This is a genomic window from Streptomyces sp. NPDC048521, from assembly GCF_043199855.1.
Classification (GTDB): Bacteria; Actinomycetota; Actinomycetes; order Streptomycetales; family Streptomycetaceae; genus Streptomyces.
On sequence record NZ_JBICWR010000012.1, the window covers coordinates 13,173 to 26,646 of the forward strand.

At 74.6% G+C, this 13,474-nt stretch carries 14 protein-coding genes; 6 read left to right on the top strand and 8 right to left on the bottom strand.

The genetic code is table 11. The features are described 5' to 3' along the window. The first annotated feature begins 200 nt into the window (after positions 1-200). From ACGFRF_RS25805 to ACGFRF_RS25815, 3 genes are read left to right on the top strand one after another with little or no spacing between them, the layout of a single operon-like run. The gene (locus tag ACGFRF_RS25805; RefSeq protein ID WP_393744259.1) at positions 201-1,382 is read left to right on the top strand and encodes a VWA domain-containing protein; all 1,182 of its coding nucleotides are present in this window, start codon (positions 201-203) and stop codon (positions 1,380-1,382) included. After that, positions 1,375-2,481, top strand: coding sequence for an XdhC family protein (locus ACGFRF_RS25810; RefSeq protein WP_393743738.1), 1,107 nt, complete (start codon positions 1,375-1,377; stop codon positions 2,479-2,481). Before ACGFRF_RS25805 ends, ACGFRF_RS25810 begins: the two co-directional genes overlap by 8 nt. A 15-nt stretch (positions 2,482-2,496) precedes the next feature. Next, entirely contained in the window at positions 2,497-3,273 is a 777-nt protein-coding gene (locus tag ACGFRF_RS25815) for an SRPBCC family protein (RefSeq protein WP_393743740.1), read from the top strand. On the opposite strand, the gene ACGFRF_RS25820 is transcribed toward ACGFRF_RS25815, so the two are convergent. The 5 genes from ACGFRF_RS25820 to ACGFRF_RS25840 all read right to left on the bottom strand — a co-directional run bounded on the left by ACGFRF_RS25820 (position 3,179) and on the right by ACGFRF_RS25840 (position 9,681). Next, on the bottom strand, positions 3,179-3,769 hold the full coding sequence (locus ACGFRF_RS25820) for a GNAT family N-acetyltransferase (RefSeq protein ID WP_393743742.1): 591 nt from the start codon (positions 3,767-3,769) through the stop codon (positions 3,179-3,181). The two genes, ACGFRF_RS25815 and ACGFRF_RS25820, sit on opposite strands and share 95 nt — an antisense overlap. A 188-nt stretch (positions 3,770-3,957) precedes the next feature. Beyond that, positions 3,958-4,467 carry a metallophosphoesterase family protein gene (locus tag ACGFRF_RS25825; protein WP_393743744.1) on the bottom strand — a complete coding sequence of 170 codons (510 nt, stop codon included), beginning with the start codon at positions 4,465-4,467 and terminating at the stop codon, positions 3,958-3,960. 18 nt (positions 4,468-4,485) lie between these two features. Beyond that, positions 4,486-5,487: an SDR family oxidoreductase gene (locus ACGFRF_RS25830; protein WP_393743746.1), complete on the bottom strand. Its 1,002-nt coding sequence runs from the start codon at positions 5,485-5,487 to the stop codon at positions 4,486-4,488. Between the two features lie 29 nt (positions 5,488-5,516). Next, positions 5,517-6,626 carry an enolase C-terminal domain-like protein gene (locus tag ACGFRF_RS25835; RefSeq protein WP_393743748.1) on the bottom strand — a complete coding sequence of 370 codons (1,110 nt, stop codon included), beginning with the start codon at positions 6,624-6,626 and terminating at the stop codon, positions 5,517-5,519. Positions 6,627-6,636: 10 nt separating this feature from the next. Then, positions 6,637-9,681: an FAD-binding and (Fe-S)-binding domain-containing protein gene (locus ACGFRF_RS25840; protein WP_393743750.1), complete on the bottom strand. Its 3,045-nt coding sequence runs from the start codon at positions 9,679-9,681 to the stop codon at positions 6,637-6,639. Positions 9,682-9,821: 140 nt separating this feature from the next. Here ACGFRF_RS25840 and ACGFRF_RS25845 point away from each other — a divergent pair, with 140 nt between their 5' ends. The 3 genes from ACGFRF_RS25845 to ACGFRF_RS25855 are packed head-to-tail and all read left to right on the top strand — an operon-like array spanning position 9,822 to position 12,245. Continuing rightward, positions 9,822-10,259 carry a MarR family winged helix-turn-helix transcriptional regulator gene (locus ACGFRF_RS25845; protein ID WP_393743752.1) on the top strand — a complete coding sequence of 146 codons (438 nt, stop codon included), beginning with the start codon at positions 9,822-9,824 and terminating at the stop codon, positions 10,257-10,259. After that, positions 10,256-11,653 (top strand): MFS transporter, encoded by a 1,398-nt coding sequence (locus tag ACGFRF_RS25850; RefSeq protein ID WP_393743754.1) that lies wholly within the window; start codon positions 10,256-10,258, stop codon positions 11,651-11,653. The genes ACGFRF_RS25845 and ACGFRF_RS25850 overlap by 4 nt, the downstream gene beginning before the upstream one ends. 7 nt (positions 11,654-11,660) lie before the next feature. Continuing rightward, positions 11,661-12,245, top strand: coding sequence for an isochorismatase family protein (locus ACGFRF_RS25855; protein ID WP_393743756.1), 585 nt, complete (start codon positions 11,661-11,663; stop codon positions 12,243-12,245). Positions 12,246-12,445: 200 nt separating this feature from the next. On the opposite strand, the gene ACGFRF_RS25860 is transcribed toward ACGFRF_RS25855, so the two are convergent. The 3 genes from ACGFRF_RS25860 to ACGFRF_RS25870 form a co-directional block, all read right to left on the bottom strand. Further along, entirely contained in the window at positions 12,446-12,631 is a 186-nt protein-coding gene (locus ACGFRF_RS25860; RefSeq protein ID WP_393743758.1) for a hypothetical protein, read from the bottom strand. An 89-nt stretch (positions 12,632-12,720) separates the two neighbouring features. After that, on the bottom strand, positions 12,721-13,089 hold the full coding sequence (locus ACGFRF_RS25865) for a DUF6479 family protein (RefSeq protein WP_393743760.1): 369 nt from the start codon (positions 13,087-13,089) through the stop codon (positions 12,721-12,723). A 90-nt stretch (positions 13,090-13,179) separates the two neighbouring features. After that, positions 13,180-13,452 carry a hypothetical protein gene (locus ACGFRF_RS25870; RefSeq protein ID WP_393743762.1) on the bottom strand — a complete coding sequence of 91 codons (273 nt, stop codon included), beginning with the start codon at positions 13,450-13,452 and terminating at the stop codon, positions 13,180-13,182. Between the last annotated feature and the right edge of the window lie 22 nt (positions 13,453-13,474).

A 13,474-nucleotide genomic window follows, 5' to 3' on the forward strand; every position in this document is an offset into this window, starting at 1 on the left:
CCGGGGCCGGCCGGGCGGGAGGGGCGGACGACGGGTCGCTGCGGGCCGGTGCCGGGGCAGGGGCCCACCAGCCGTCAGAGACAGACGCCGACCTGCTCCGGGCAGGCACCGGGAGCGAGAACGACCGGGCGCGCAAGGCGGATGGCGACCTGGGCGGGGCAGGTGCCGCTGCCGGGGCCGGCCGGGCGGAGGACGGGTCGCTGCGGGCGGGTGCCGGGGCAGGGGCGGAGAACGGGGGACTTCGGGCGGATGCCGTGCTGCTGGGTTTCGTGCGGGCGCTGCGGGCGGCCGGGCTCGATGCCAGTGCCGAGCGGCTGTACGCCTTCCTGCGTGCCGTGGACGTCCTGCGGCCGGGTGTGCGGACGGACGTGTACTGGGCGGGGCGGGCGACCCTGTGCGGCGGGCACGACGACCTGGAGCGGTACGAGCGCGTGTTCGCCGCGTACTTCGGGGCGCCCGGCGAACCGTCCGCGCGCGCGGTGCGGACCGCTTCCCCGCCCCGGCTCAGGCTCGTCGCCCGGGAGGCGTCCGGCACTCCTCACCGGCCCGGCGAGGGCGAGCCGTCGGGTCCGCCCACGGCCACGCTCGCCAGCGCCGCCGAGGTGCTGCGGCACCGCGACGTCGCCGAGCTGGACGCCGCCGAACGCGCCCAGCTGCGGCGCCTGCTCGCCGCGTTCGCGCTGCACGGGCAGACCCGGCGCTCGGCACGGCGGCGGCCCGCCCGGCGCGGTGACGTCGACCCGCGCCGCACGGTACGGGAGTTGCTGCGACGCGGCGGCGAACCCGCCCAGCTGCGGCGGCACGCGCGCGTGGAACGGCCCCGCCGGGTCGTGCTGCTCGTCGACGTGAGCGGCTCGATGGCACCGTACGCCGACGCGCTGCTGCGGTTCGCGCACGCGGCGGTGCGCGGTGGCCGCACGGAGGTGTTCACCATCGGTACCCGGCTGACCCGGGCGACCCGCGAGCTGTCCCACCGCGACCCGGACCTGGCGATGACGGCCCTCGCCGCCGCCGTGCCGGACTGGCGCGGCGGCACCCGGCTGGGCGAGCTGGTGCGCGAGTTCCTGAACCGCTGGGGACAGCGCGGCATGGCGCGCGGCGCGGTCGTCGTACTCCTCTCGGACGGCTGGGAACGCGGTGATCCGGAGCTGCTCGGTGCGCAGATGCGCCGCCTGCACGCCTTGGCGCACCAGGTGGTCTGGGCCAACCCGCGCAAGGCCCGGCCCGGCTACGCGCCCCTGGCCGCCGGGATGGCCGCGGCCCTGCCCAGCGTGGACGCCTTCGTCGAGGGGCACAGCCTCGCGGCACTGGAGCGGCTCGCGGCGGTGGTGCGCGGCGCCGCGGACGGTGCCGCGATCGTGAAAGGAGCACGGCGTGCGTGAGATCCTCCCGGCGCTGGAGCGCTGGTACGCGGCCCGGAGCCCGTTCGGGCTCGCCACGGTCGTCGCGGTCAGCCGCAGCGCCCCACGCGGGCCCGGCGCCGCCATGGCCGTGGGCCCGGACGACGAGGTCGTGGGGAGCGTGTCCGGCGGCTGTGTGGAAGGCGCGGTGTTCGAGCTCGCGCAGGAGGTGGTGGCGAGCGGCGAGGCGCGGCTGGAGACCTTCGGGTACAGCGACGAGGACGCGTTCGCGGTCGGTCTCACCTGCGGGGGCGAGATCACCGTGCTGGTGCGGCCGGTCACTTCCGGCTCGGACCCGGCGTTCGGCCCGGTCGCCGCGTCGGTCACCGCGGGTGAGCCGGTGACCCTGGCGACGGTGGTCGACGGGCCCGCCCCGCGCGGTGCCTCCCTCGCGGTCTGGCCGGACAGTGTGGCCGGGACACTGGGCACGGCCGGGCTCGATGCCGCCGTCACCGCCGACGCGCGCGGCGAACTCGCCCTCGGCGCCACGATCCTGAGGCACTACGGGCCGCACGGTGAGCGCCGCGAGGACGACGTCACGGTGTTCCTGCACTCCTTCGCGCCGCCGCCGCGCATGCTGGTCTTCGGCGCGATCGACTACGCGGCCGCGGTGGCCCGTATCGGTGACTTCCTCGGCTACCGGGTGACCGTGTGCGACGCCCGCCCGGTCTTCGCCACCCCGAAGCGCTTCCCGGCGGCCGTGGAGGTCGTCGCCGACTGGCCGCACCGCTATCTCGAGGGCACCCACACCGACGAGCGCACGGTGATCTGCGTGCTCACCCACGACCCGAAGTTCGACGTGCCGCTGCTTCAGGAGGCGCTGCGCCGGCCGGCCGCCTACATCGGGGCGATGGGCAGCCGCCGTACCCACGACGAGCGGCGCGAGCGGCTCACCGAGGCGGGGCTGACCGACGCCGAGCTGGCCCGGCTGCGCTCACCGCTCGGGCTCGACCTGGGGGCCCGTACACCCGAGGAGGTCGCCGTGTCCGTCGCCGCCGAGATCGTCGCGCTGCGCTGGGGCGGCAGCGGGGCGCCGCTCACCGCGACCACCGGAGCCATCCACCCGACCGCGGCCCGCTGAGTGCGAGGAGGAACCATGGAGTTGCAGCACGAGTTCACCGTCCCCGTCCCGGTCGACGACGCCTGGCACGCGCTCCTGGACATCGAACGCGTCGCGCCGTGTCTGCCGGGCGCGGTGGTGGAGGAGTACGACGGCAAGACCGTGACCGGCTCGGTGAAGGTCAAGGTCGGCCCGGTCACCGTGGCCTACCGGGGTACCGCGGTCTTCGAGGAGCAGGACGGGTCGGCGCACCGGCTGGTGCTCGTGGCGAGCGGCCGGGAGACCCGGGGGCAGGGCACGGCCAGGGCGACGGTCACCGGCACGCTGAGCGAGCGCGACGGCGGTACGGCGGTGTCGGTGCGGACCGATCTGACGGTGACCGGACGTCCGGCGCAGTTCGGCCGCGGGGTGCTGGCGGAGGTGGGCGACCGGCTGGTGAGCCAGTTCGCGACGTGCCTGGCGCAACGGCTGACGGAACGGGCCCCGGCCGCCGACGAGGAACCGGGCCGCCCGCAGGAGACCGAGCCGGCCCCGCTCCGGCAGGCGGAGCAGGCGGAACCCGAACCGCTCGACCTGCTGCGCGCCGCCGGAATGCCCGTCGCCAAGCGGGCCGCGGGTCTCGCGGCGGCGGTCGCCGCCGTGGCGCTGGTGGCCGTCCGGCTTCGGCGCCGCGTGACGTCGAGCAGGACCGGGTGGCACCGGCAGTCCCCTTGGCGCGCTACTCGGGGTCGCCGGCCACGCGCGCGTGCAGGTGCTGGTCGTGCCAGCCGTCCGCGTGCAGCAGGGCACCGCGCTGCGTGCCTTCGAAGGTGAATCCGGCCTTCTCCGCCACCCGGCAGGACACCGGGTTCGCCGTCGAGTGGCACAGGCGCACGCGGTGCAGGCCCAGTTCGTCCAGGGCCCACCGGGAGAGTCGCCGGGCCGCCTCGACCGCGACCCCGCCGCCGCGGGCCTCCGGCAGCAGCCAGTACACGAGTTCCGCGGCGCCGCCCGCCAGGTCGACGTCGTTGAGCCCGATGAGCCCGACGGCCGGGCCGCCCGGCCGGGCGACGGCCCACACGGCGCCGGTCTCGGCCCGCCACCGCTCGTGCATGCGGGCGATCCGGGTGCGGGCCTCCGCGCGGTCGGCCACGGTGAACAGGTTCCACCGGCGGATCGCCGGGTCCTGTCCGGCGGCGAGCAGCGGGTCGGCGTCGTCCGGCCGCCAGGGCCGCAACTCCCGGCCGTCCGGCAGGCCGAGGACGGGCTGACCGTGGTAGGCCATGCGACCTGCGGGTACGACGTCGGGTATACCGGTGCTGGAGATCATCCCGGCATCCTCGCACGAGCAACGGACCGCCACCGCGGAGCGGACGGCGGGACGGGCCGGACCGGCGCCCCCGCTCCCGTCACGGCGGATCCGGCACGCCGACCGACCGCGCACCAGGCCTGGTCGTGGAACACGGTCGTTCCGGCAGCCTCACGGGCGCCGAAGCCTTAGTCCGGGAAACGGCGCCGTCAGGTCCGCTCCCGCTGGGGCAGGCGGTGCAGGGTCACGTCGGTGAGGGTTCCGTCGGCGGCCGTCGCCGTGAGGTAGGTGCAGTGGGGCTGGCGGCGGCGGTCGGTCGGGGAACCGGGGTTGAGCAGCCGCAGGCCGCCGGGGGCGGTGGTGTCCCAGGGGATGTGGCTGTGGCCGAAGACCAGGACGTCGAGGTCCGGGAAGCGGGCGGCGCAGCGGGCCTCTCGGCCCTGGGCGGGGCCGGTCTCGTGCACGACGGCGAAGCGCAGGCCGCCCAGCTCGGCGTACGCGACCTCGGGCAGCCGGGCGCGCAGTTCGGGGCCGTCGTTGTTGCCGTAGACCCCGATCAGCCGGCGGCTGCGGCTCTCCAGCAGATCGAGGGTGGCGATGTCGACCCAGTCCCCGGCGTGGAACACGACGTCCGCGGCGGGGATTTCGGCGAGCAGCGGCTCCGGAAGTCGCTTGGCGCGCTTCGGGAGGTGCGTGTCGGACATGAGGAGGAGGCGCACGCCGTCAGCCTATGCGGCTCAGGAGGTCAGGCGGCGGATGCCGCGTACGGCGCCGAGCGCGGCGGCGCCCGCGCCGAGGGCCGTGACGGCGGGGTGCCGGACCAGGGTCTCCTGCCAGGAACGGGAGTGGGCGCTGTCGTCGAAGGCGCCGTGGGCGCCCTGGTCGTCGGCGGGCGTGCGGTCGACCGGTTCGAAGAGGTTGTCCAGGCCGGCGGGCGGGATGCTGTCGCTCTGCTGGGAGTCGAAGCCGGTGCGGGCCAGATAGCGGTCGAGCAGGGCCGGGGCGAGACGGTTCGCCCAGATGGTGGCGACGGTGGTGGCGCCGACGTAGTACTGCTTGCGGCGCGGGTGGTCGGCCGCGTACAGCACGCCTCGCGCGGCGACCTCCGGCTGGTAGATCGGTCGCACCGGCATGGGGTGCCGGGAGAGCCGGGAGCGGACCCACTGGAACTGGGGCGTGTTGACCCCGGGCATCTGGGCGACGGTGATGTGCACGTTGCTGCCGCGGTGCAGCAGTTCGGTGCGCAGGGCGGAGGTGAAGCCGTTGATGGCGTGTTTGGCGCCGCAGTACGCCGACTGCAGCGGGATGGACCGCTCCCCGAGCGCCGAGCCGACTTGCACGATCGTGCCGCGGTCGCGGGGCAGCATGCGCTTGAGGGCGGAGCGGGTGCCGTTGACGAAGCCGAGGTAGGTCACCTCGGTGACCCGCTTGAACTCCTCGGCGCTGATCTCCTCGAACGGCGCGAACACGGTGGAGAAGGCGCAGTTGATCCAGACGTCGATCGGGCCGAACCGCTTCTCCGCGGCCTCGGCGACGGCCTCCACCTGGGCCGGGTCGGCCACGTCGGCGGCCTGGACCAGGGGGCGTCCGCCGAGCGCGGCGACCTCGTCGGCCGCCGCCTCCAGGCCGCCCTCGCCACGCGCGACCAGCACGACGTGCGCGCCGCGCCGGGCGTACCGGCGGGCGGTGGCGCGGCCGATGCCGGCGCTGGCGCCGGTGATGACGACGGTAGGGGGCATGGTCCTCTCCTCTTGCAACGCGGTGTCTGTCACTGCACCCGGTAGGGTTCGGCCCGCTTCTCGGCGAGGCTCAGGCCCAGTCCGGGTGCCCCGTCGGCGCCCGGGACGATGCTGCCGCCGCCGGGGTCGAGGGCGCCGTCGAAGAGGAGCCGTTCGATGCGGACGTGGTCGTGGAACCACTCCAGGTGGCGGAGGTTGGGCACGGCGGCGGCCACCTGGGCGTGGGCGTGGGGAGCGCAGTGCCCGGAGATGTCGATCCCGCGCGCGTGGGCGAGCGCGGCGGCGCGCAGCCAGACGGTGATGCCGCCGCAGCGGGTGACGTCCGCCTGGAGGCAGTCCACGGCTCGGGCGGCCAGCATGTGCTCGAAGTAGGGCAGGGTGTAGCCGTATTCGCCGGCCGTGACGTCCATCGGGAGCCGGCCGCGGAGGTCCGCGAGCGTGCCGAGGTGGTCGGAGGAGACGGGTTCCTCGAACCAGGTCACGCCCTCCTCGGCGAGGCCGTGCGCGGTCCGTACGGCCTGGCCGCCGGTGTAGGCGCCGTTGGCGTCCACGTACAGCTCGGCCGCGTCGCCGATGCTCGCCCGCGCGCGGGCGACCCGTTCCAGGTCGCGGGCTTCCCGGGCGCCCCAGGACTCCCCGATCTTGATCTTGACGCGTGGAATGCCCTGTTCCTCGGTCCAGCCGCGCAGTTGGCGGTCCTGGCGCCCGTCGTCGTAGGTGGTGAAGGCGCCGCTGCCGTAGACGGGCACGTCGTCGCGGGCGGCGCCCAGCAGGCGGACGAGGGGCAGGGCGAGCAGGCGGGCCTTCAGGTCCCACAGGGCGATGTCGACGGCGGAGATCGCCTGGGCGGCCACGCCCGGCAGTCCGGCGTTGCGCGCGGCCCGGCACATGCGCTCGTTGGCGCGCGGCACGTCGAACGCCGGGAGGCCGGTGACGGTGTCGGCGAGCAGTTCGCGGACGACGTGGGCGGTGGCGGCGGGCGCGTAGGTGTAGCCGAGCCCGGTGGTGGATGCGCAGCGGGCGGTGACCAGGACGAGGGTGGTCCGCTCCCAGGCGAGGGTGCCGTCCGCCTCGGGGGCGTCGGTGGGTACGGTGTAGACGGCGGTGTCCACGGCCTCGACGGCCGGCTGGTCGCTCACGGTCGCCTCCTCAGTTCCGGCGCCGCAGCCGCAGTATGGTGCCCGCGCCGGCCGCCGCGGCGAGGGCCGCGGCGGAGGCGGTCGTCGTCCAGCGGGCCGTGCGGGACGGCTCGGGCGGGCGGTCGGCCAGGCGCTCCGGGCGGTCGCTGGGCAGGGTGCCGTCGAGGGCGAGCGCCAGGACCTCGGCGAGGTGCAGGGCGCGGCGGCCGGTGCCGCCCTGTTCGATCTGGGTGCGGCAGCTGAAGCCGTCGGCGAGGACCAGGCTGTCGGGGGCGGCTCCTCGTACGGCGGGCAGGACGCCCTGTTCGGCGACGGCCATGGAGACCTCGTGGTGACCGCGTTCGAAACCGAAGTTGCCGGCCAGGCCGCAGCAGCCCTCGTCGAGGACCTCGGCGTCGAGGTGGGCGCGGCGCATCAGTTCGCGGTCGGCGTCGAACTTCATGACGGCGTGCTGGTGGCAGTGGGTCTGCACGGTCGCCTGCCGGGCGAGCTGCGGTGGCCGCCAGTCGCCGGGCGCGTGGTGGACGAGCTGTTCGGCGAAGGTGCGGACCTGTCCGGCCAGCCGCTGCGCGTCCTGGTCGCCGGCCAGCAGTTCGGGGGCGTCGGACCGGAAGACGGCCGTGCAGGAGGGTTCGAGGCCGATGACCGGGGTGCCCGCCTCCAGGTGGGGGCGCAGTACGTCGAGAGTACGGCGCAGCACGCGCTTGGCGGTGGGCAGTTGCCCGGTGGAGATCCAGGTCAGGCCGCAGCACACCGGTTCGGTGGGGACGGCGACCCGGAAGCCGGCGTCCTCCAGGACGCGTACGGCCGCTGTCGCGATGGAGGGGTGGAAGTAGTTGCTGAAGGTGTCGGGCCACAGCACGACGGTGCGCGGGTCGGCCGGGTCGGGCTCCTCGGCGCCCCGTGCCCGCCACCACTGGAGGAAGGACTGTTCGGCGAAAAGGGGCGCCGGGCGGGCCTCGTCGAGGCCGGCCAGCCGTTTGGCCGCGCGGGCCAGACCGGGCGCGTGGAGCGCGGAGTTGACCAGGGAGGGGGCGAGGCGGGACAGCCGCGCCCACACCGGCAGCCAGCCCATCGAGTAGTGGGCGGCGGGGCGGAGGCGGCCTTCGTAGTGGTGGGAGAGGAACTCGGCCTTGAGGGTGGCCATGTCGGCGCCGGTCGGGCAGTCGGACTTGCAGCCCTTGCAGGCCAGGCACAGGTCGAGCGCGTCGTGGACGGCGGTGGAGCGCCAGCCGTCCTTGACGGCGGAGTCGGCGTGTCCGTTCAGCATCTCGAACAGCAGCCGGGCGCGGCCGCGGGTGGAGTGCTCCTCCTCCATGGTGGCCCGGTAGGAGGGGCACATCACGCCACCGGAGTGGCCGCGGCAGTTGCCGATGCCGACACAGCGCATCACGGCGCGGTTGAAGGAATGGTCGTCCTCGGGGAAGCCGAAGTGCGTCGCTGGGGTGTCCGGCCGCCAGGCGGGGCCGAGCCGGAGCTGTCCGTCGACCGGGTCGGGGTGGACGATCTTCCCGGGGTTCATCCGATTGGCGGGGTCGAAGAGGGCCTTCAGCTCGCCGAAGGCGGTCACGAGCCGTTCGCCGAACATACGGGTGAGCAGTTCGCCGCGGGCCTGGCCGTCGCCGTGCTCGCCGGACAGGGAGCCGCCGTAGGAGGCGACGAGGTCGGCGGCGCGTTCCAGGAAGCGGCGGAAGTCGGCGACGCCCTCGGCGGTCTTCAGCCCGAACGGGATCCGAGTGTGGACGCAACCCTGCCCGAAGTGCCCGTACAGGGACGGGTGGTCGTAGTCGAACTCCTCGAACAGCTTCTTCAGGTCGCGCAGGTAGTCACCGAGCCGCTCGGGCGGTACGGCGGAGTCCTCCCAGCCCTCCCAGGTCTCACGGTCGTCCGGCGGGCGCGCGGTGACGCCGAGTCCGGCCTCGCGGGCCTTGAGCATCTTCTGCTCGCGCTCGGGGTCGTCGGAGAAGGCGACGTTCGCGTCCTTCGCGCCGCGGCCGATGGCGCGCAGCAGCGCGTGTGCCTGCCCGTCGACGTCCTCCTGGCTGTCGCCGCTGTACTGCACCATCAGCCAGCTGTCGCCCGCGGGCAGGACGTCGAGGGAGTCGAGGAAGGCGCCCTCCTCGCGCATGAGCTGTGCCATGCGCCCGTCCAGGGCCTCCAGCTGGGTGGGGTTGCAGTGCTCCAGCAGCCGGGGTACGTCGTCGGCGGCGGAGCAGATGTCGTTGTAGCCGAGAACCAGCAGCGACTGGTACGCCGGGACCGGGACGAGGTCGAGTTCGGCGCGCAGGACGGTGACCAGGGTGCCCTCGCTGCCGACGAGCGCCTTGGCCACGTCGAAGCCGTTCTCGGGCAGCAGGGAGTCGAGGTTGTAGCCGGAGACGCGGCGGGGGATCTTGGGGTAGCCGCGGCGGATGTCGGCCAGGTACGTGGTGGCGATGCGGTCGAGGCCGGTGTAGATCTCGGCGAGCCGTCCGCCGCCGGCGATGATCCGGGCGCGTTCGTCGGGCGGGGTCGGGCCGACCCAGGCGCGCTGCCCGTCGTAGGTGAGGATCTCCAGCCGCCGGACGTTGTCGACGGTCTTGCCGTAGGCCTGGGCGGAGGCGCCACAGGAGTTGTTGCCGATCATGCCGCCGAGGGCGCAGTGGCTGTGGGTGGAGGGTTTCGGGCCGAACTGCAGCTGGTGGCGGGCGAGTCGGCGGTTGAGTTCGTCGAGGACGATCCCGGGCTCGACCACGCAGGTGCGCTGTCCGGGATCGACGGAGAGGACTGTGGTGCAGTACTTGCTCCAGTCGATCACGACGGCGGCGTTGGTCGACTGTCCGGCCAGGCTGGTGCCGCCGCCCCGGGACAGGACGGGGGCGGCGAAGCGCGCGCACACCGACAGGGCGCGGGCACCGGCCTCCACCGTGCGGGGTACGACGACGCCGAGGGGGACCTGCCGGTAGTTCGATCCGTCCGTGGCGTAGGCGCCGCGGCTGCCCGCGTCGAAGCGGACTTCGCCGTCCACCTCGGCGCGGAGCGCCGTCTCCAGGCCGGACATGTCCGGAGAGGTCATCTGCGCTCCTTCACTTCACCGGGGTGCGGGGTCAGCGACCCGTCGTGTTGTCCGAGGACCGGCGAGTACCCGACTATTCTTCAGGCAAAGCTGAACAGTTTCACCTGGACAGTTGGGCCTGACGGTTCTACGCTGCGGGCATGGACCACATCTCCGACTCGGCCGTCCGTGCCGCGCGCGACCTGCGCGTGGTGTTCAGCCGGCTGCGGCGCCGCATCCGGGAGATCGCGCAGAACGCCGACCTCACCCCGTCCCAGGAGTCGGCGCTCACCCTGGTCGGCAAGCACGGCGCGGCCACGGCCAGCGCCCTGGCCGCCGCCGAGGGCGTACGGCCCCAGTCCATGGCCACCACGCTGGCCGCGCTGGACCAGCACGGGCTGATCCGCCGCGCCCCCGACCCCGACGACGGCCGCCGCCAGCTGGTCACCCTCACCGACGCCGGGCGGGCCCGCGTCGAGGGCAACAAGCAGGTGCGCGAGGAGTGGCTGGCCCGCGCCTTCCAGGACCGGTTCACCGACGAGGAACGGCAGACGGTCCTCGAGGCGCTGCGGCTGATGGAACGGCTCTCGCAGCCGTGATACCGCGGCTCACCGCACGCGCCGGGACCGCCGGGCCCTCCCCCGCCGGTTTCGACCGCCGGCTGATCGCGCCGATGGTCCTCGGCTCCGTACTGAACCCCGTCAACTCCTCCATGATCGCCGTGGCGCTGGTGCCGATCGGCGTCGCGTTCGGGGCACCGCCCGCCGAGACGGTCTGGCTGGTCTCGGCGCTCTACCTGGCCACCGCGGTCGGGCAGCCCGTCATCGGCCGGCTGGTCGACATGTACGGCCCGCGCAGGCTCTACCTCGCCGGTACGGCCCTCGTCGGCGTCGCCGGCCTGCTGGGCGCGCTCGCGCCCTCGCTCGGCGCGCTGATCGCGGCACGGGCGCTGCTGGGCTTCGGGACCTCGGCGGCGTACCCGGCGGCCATGCGGCTCACCCGCGGCGAGGCCGAACGCACCGGGCAGGACAGCCCGGCCGGCGTGCTGGCCGCGCTCGCCGTGGCCAACCAGACGGTGGCCGTGATCGGCCCCGCACTCGGCGGACTGCTGATCGGGCTGGGCGGCTGGCGTGCCGTGTTCACCGTCAACGTGCCGCTCTCCGCCGCCTGTCTGGTCCTCGGGGCACTGCGGCTGCCGACGACCGCGGGGCAGCGCCGGCGGGGCGTGGACCTGCCCGGCATGGCCCTGTTCGCGGTCCTGCTCGTCGCGCTGATGCTGTTCCTGATGGCCCCGCGCGAGGACCGCTGGTACCTGCCGGTCGTGTCCGCAGGCGCTGCCGCCGCGTTCGCGTGGCGCGAGCTGCGGTTGCCGGACCCCTTCATCGACCTCAGGGTGCTCGGCGGCACCGGCCCGCTGCTCGCCACCTACCTGCGCCAGCTCCTGGCCTACACCACCGCCTACGCCTTCATGTACGGCTACACGCAGTGGCTGGAACAGGGCCGGGGGCTGAGCGCCTCGACGGCCGGGCTCGCGCTGCTGCCGCTGTCGGTCGCCGCCCTGACCGTCTCGACACTCACCGGGCGCCGCGAGGCGGTGCGCGCCAAGTTGCTCGTGGGGTCCGTACTGCAGCTGGCCGGCAGTGCCGTGCTGCTCCTCGTCGGCGTGGACAGCCCGCTGTGGCTGCTGCTCGCGGCCGGCGCGCTCCTCGGCATCCCGCAGGGCCTCATCGGCCTGGCCACGCAGAACGCCCTGTACCGGCAGGCCGACCCGGAGCGGATCGCCTCGGCGGCCGGACTGCTGCGGACCTTCATGTACCTCGGCGCGCTGGGCGCGTCCGCCGCCACCGCGGCGTTCTACCCCCGCCGCGCCGACACCGCCGGGCTGCACGACCTGGCCCTGTTCATGCTCGCCGGCTCCGCCCTGTTGGTGGCGGCGACCCTGCCCGACCGTTCCCTCGGCCGGCTGACCCCCCGTACCCCCCGAAAGGCCTGACCGACCCATGTCGCTCACCACCCTCGACGCCCGTACCGCCCTCGTCGCGATCGACCTGCAGAACGGCATCGTGGCCATGCCCACCCAGCCGTACCCGGGCGCGGACGTCGTCTCCCGCACGGCCGAACTCGCCGACGCCTTCCGCTCCCGCGGCCTGCCCGTCGTCCTCGTCCGGGTGTCCTTCGCGCCCGACGGGGCGGACGCCGTCCCCGGCCGCACCGAGCGCCAGCCGCGCGGACTGGCCTTCCCGGAGGGCTGGGACCTGATCGTCGAGGAGCTGTCCGGGCACTGCGGTGACATCCGCGTCACCAAGCACAACTGGAGCGCCTTCCACGGCACCGACCTGGACGTCCAGCTGCGCCGCCGGGGCATCACCCAGATCGTGCTGACCGGCATCGCCACCAGCATCGGCGTCGAGTCCACCGCCCGCGACGCCTACGCGCACGGCTACCACGTCACCCTCGCCACGGACGCCATGGCCGACAGCGACCCCGTGGCACACACGGGCAGCGTCGAGCGGATCTTCCCGCGGCTCGGCGAGAGCGGAACGACCGCGGAGATCCTGGAGCTGCTGGCCAAGACCCACGCCTGACAGGCCGGCCGCCGCCCGGCATACCCTCCACAGCCTCGCGCCGGGGAGCAGTCACCTCGTGGCGCTGCGCTGTCCGTGCGGCTCCCGCCCGTCGCGGAGGGGGCCCGGTACGTCTCTGCCGCTCGGCTCGATGCCGTCGCCGGGGCGGGCACCACGTTCGCGACCGGCCACCCTTGGCCGGTCGCGGTGGGGACGGCCGGTCAGTCCTCGCCGCGCACGATGTTGTCCTGCGCCCCGGTGCCCTGCTGCTGGGCGGACGTGCGGTCCAGGACGGCCGGGAGGCAGGTGCGCACTCCCCGGCCCCGCCGGCGGCGGGCCTTCGACCAGCCGGTCTCGGCGTAGGGCAGGGCGGGCTTCTCACTGGCATGCGCGGTCACGTCGTTCATCTTCCTTCTGCCCGATCCTGCGGCACGATCTGTGCCTCGCCGGGTCCCCGCGCCCCGGCGCCCGCAAACCCGGCGGCGCGGGGACGGGCTCAGGTCCGGCCGCCGCCACCGCCGCCGAAGGACCCGCTGGAACCGGTCGACCAGCGGGAGCGGCGCTGGTCGTCGGCGCGCTTGGTGCCGACGTTGCCGAGCTGGTGGGGGGTGAGCCGCTCGCTGTCGTCGGCGGCCCGGGGCACCTCGTCGGGCTCGCGCACCTCGTGGGTCTCGTGGACCGGCCCGGACGGCGGCATCTTGGGCTGCTCGTCGGGTCGCGGCGGAGCCGGTTCGCGCTCGCGCACCTTGGCACCCAGCCGGAAGGCCCAGATCAGTCCCACGACACAGGCCACTCCGGCGACCAGGATCAGGACGTACCCGAAGACCTGGGCGCCGGTGGCCGCTTCGTACATGGCAGTGTTCATGGTCGCCGGGTACCCGGCGGCGCGCCTCGGATGCGCGCGACGGTGCGGGTCAGCCGCCCGGCGCCGCGCACCGCGCGCCCGGGGCCTCGGTCAGCTACTCTGCTCCGCCGCCGCCCGTTCCACCTCGGTCTCGATCTCGGCGCGCGGCCGGCCCGTCTCCTTGGCGTACTCGCTCACCGCGGTCTGCACGTCCCGGGCCAGATCCCGCCAGGCGCGCAGTGCGGTCTCGTAGGTGCCCGACTGGGCCCCCGTCATCCCGCGCTCGGCCGGCGGGCCGTAGGCGTCCCGCAGGTCCTCGACGGTGGCGTGGGCCGCGTCGGCCGCGCGCTGTTTCTGCACCAGTTCATCGAAGGTGTGTGCCACATCATCCGACCCTAGGCACGGG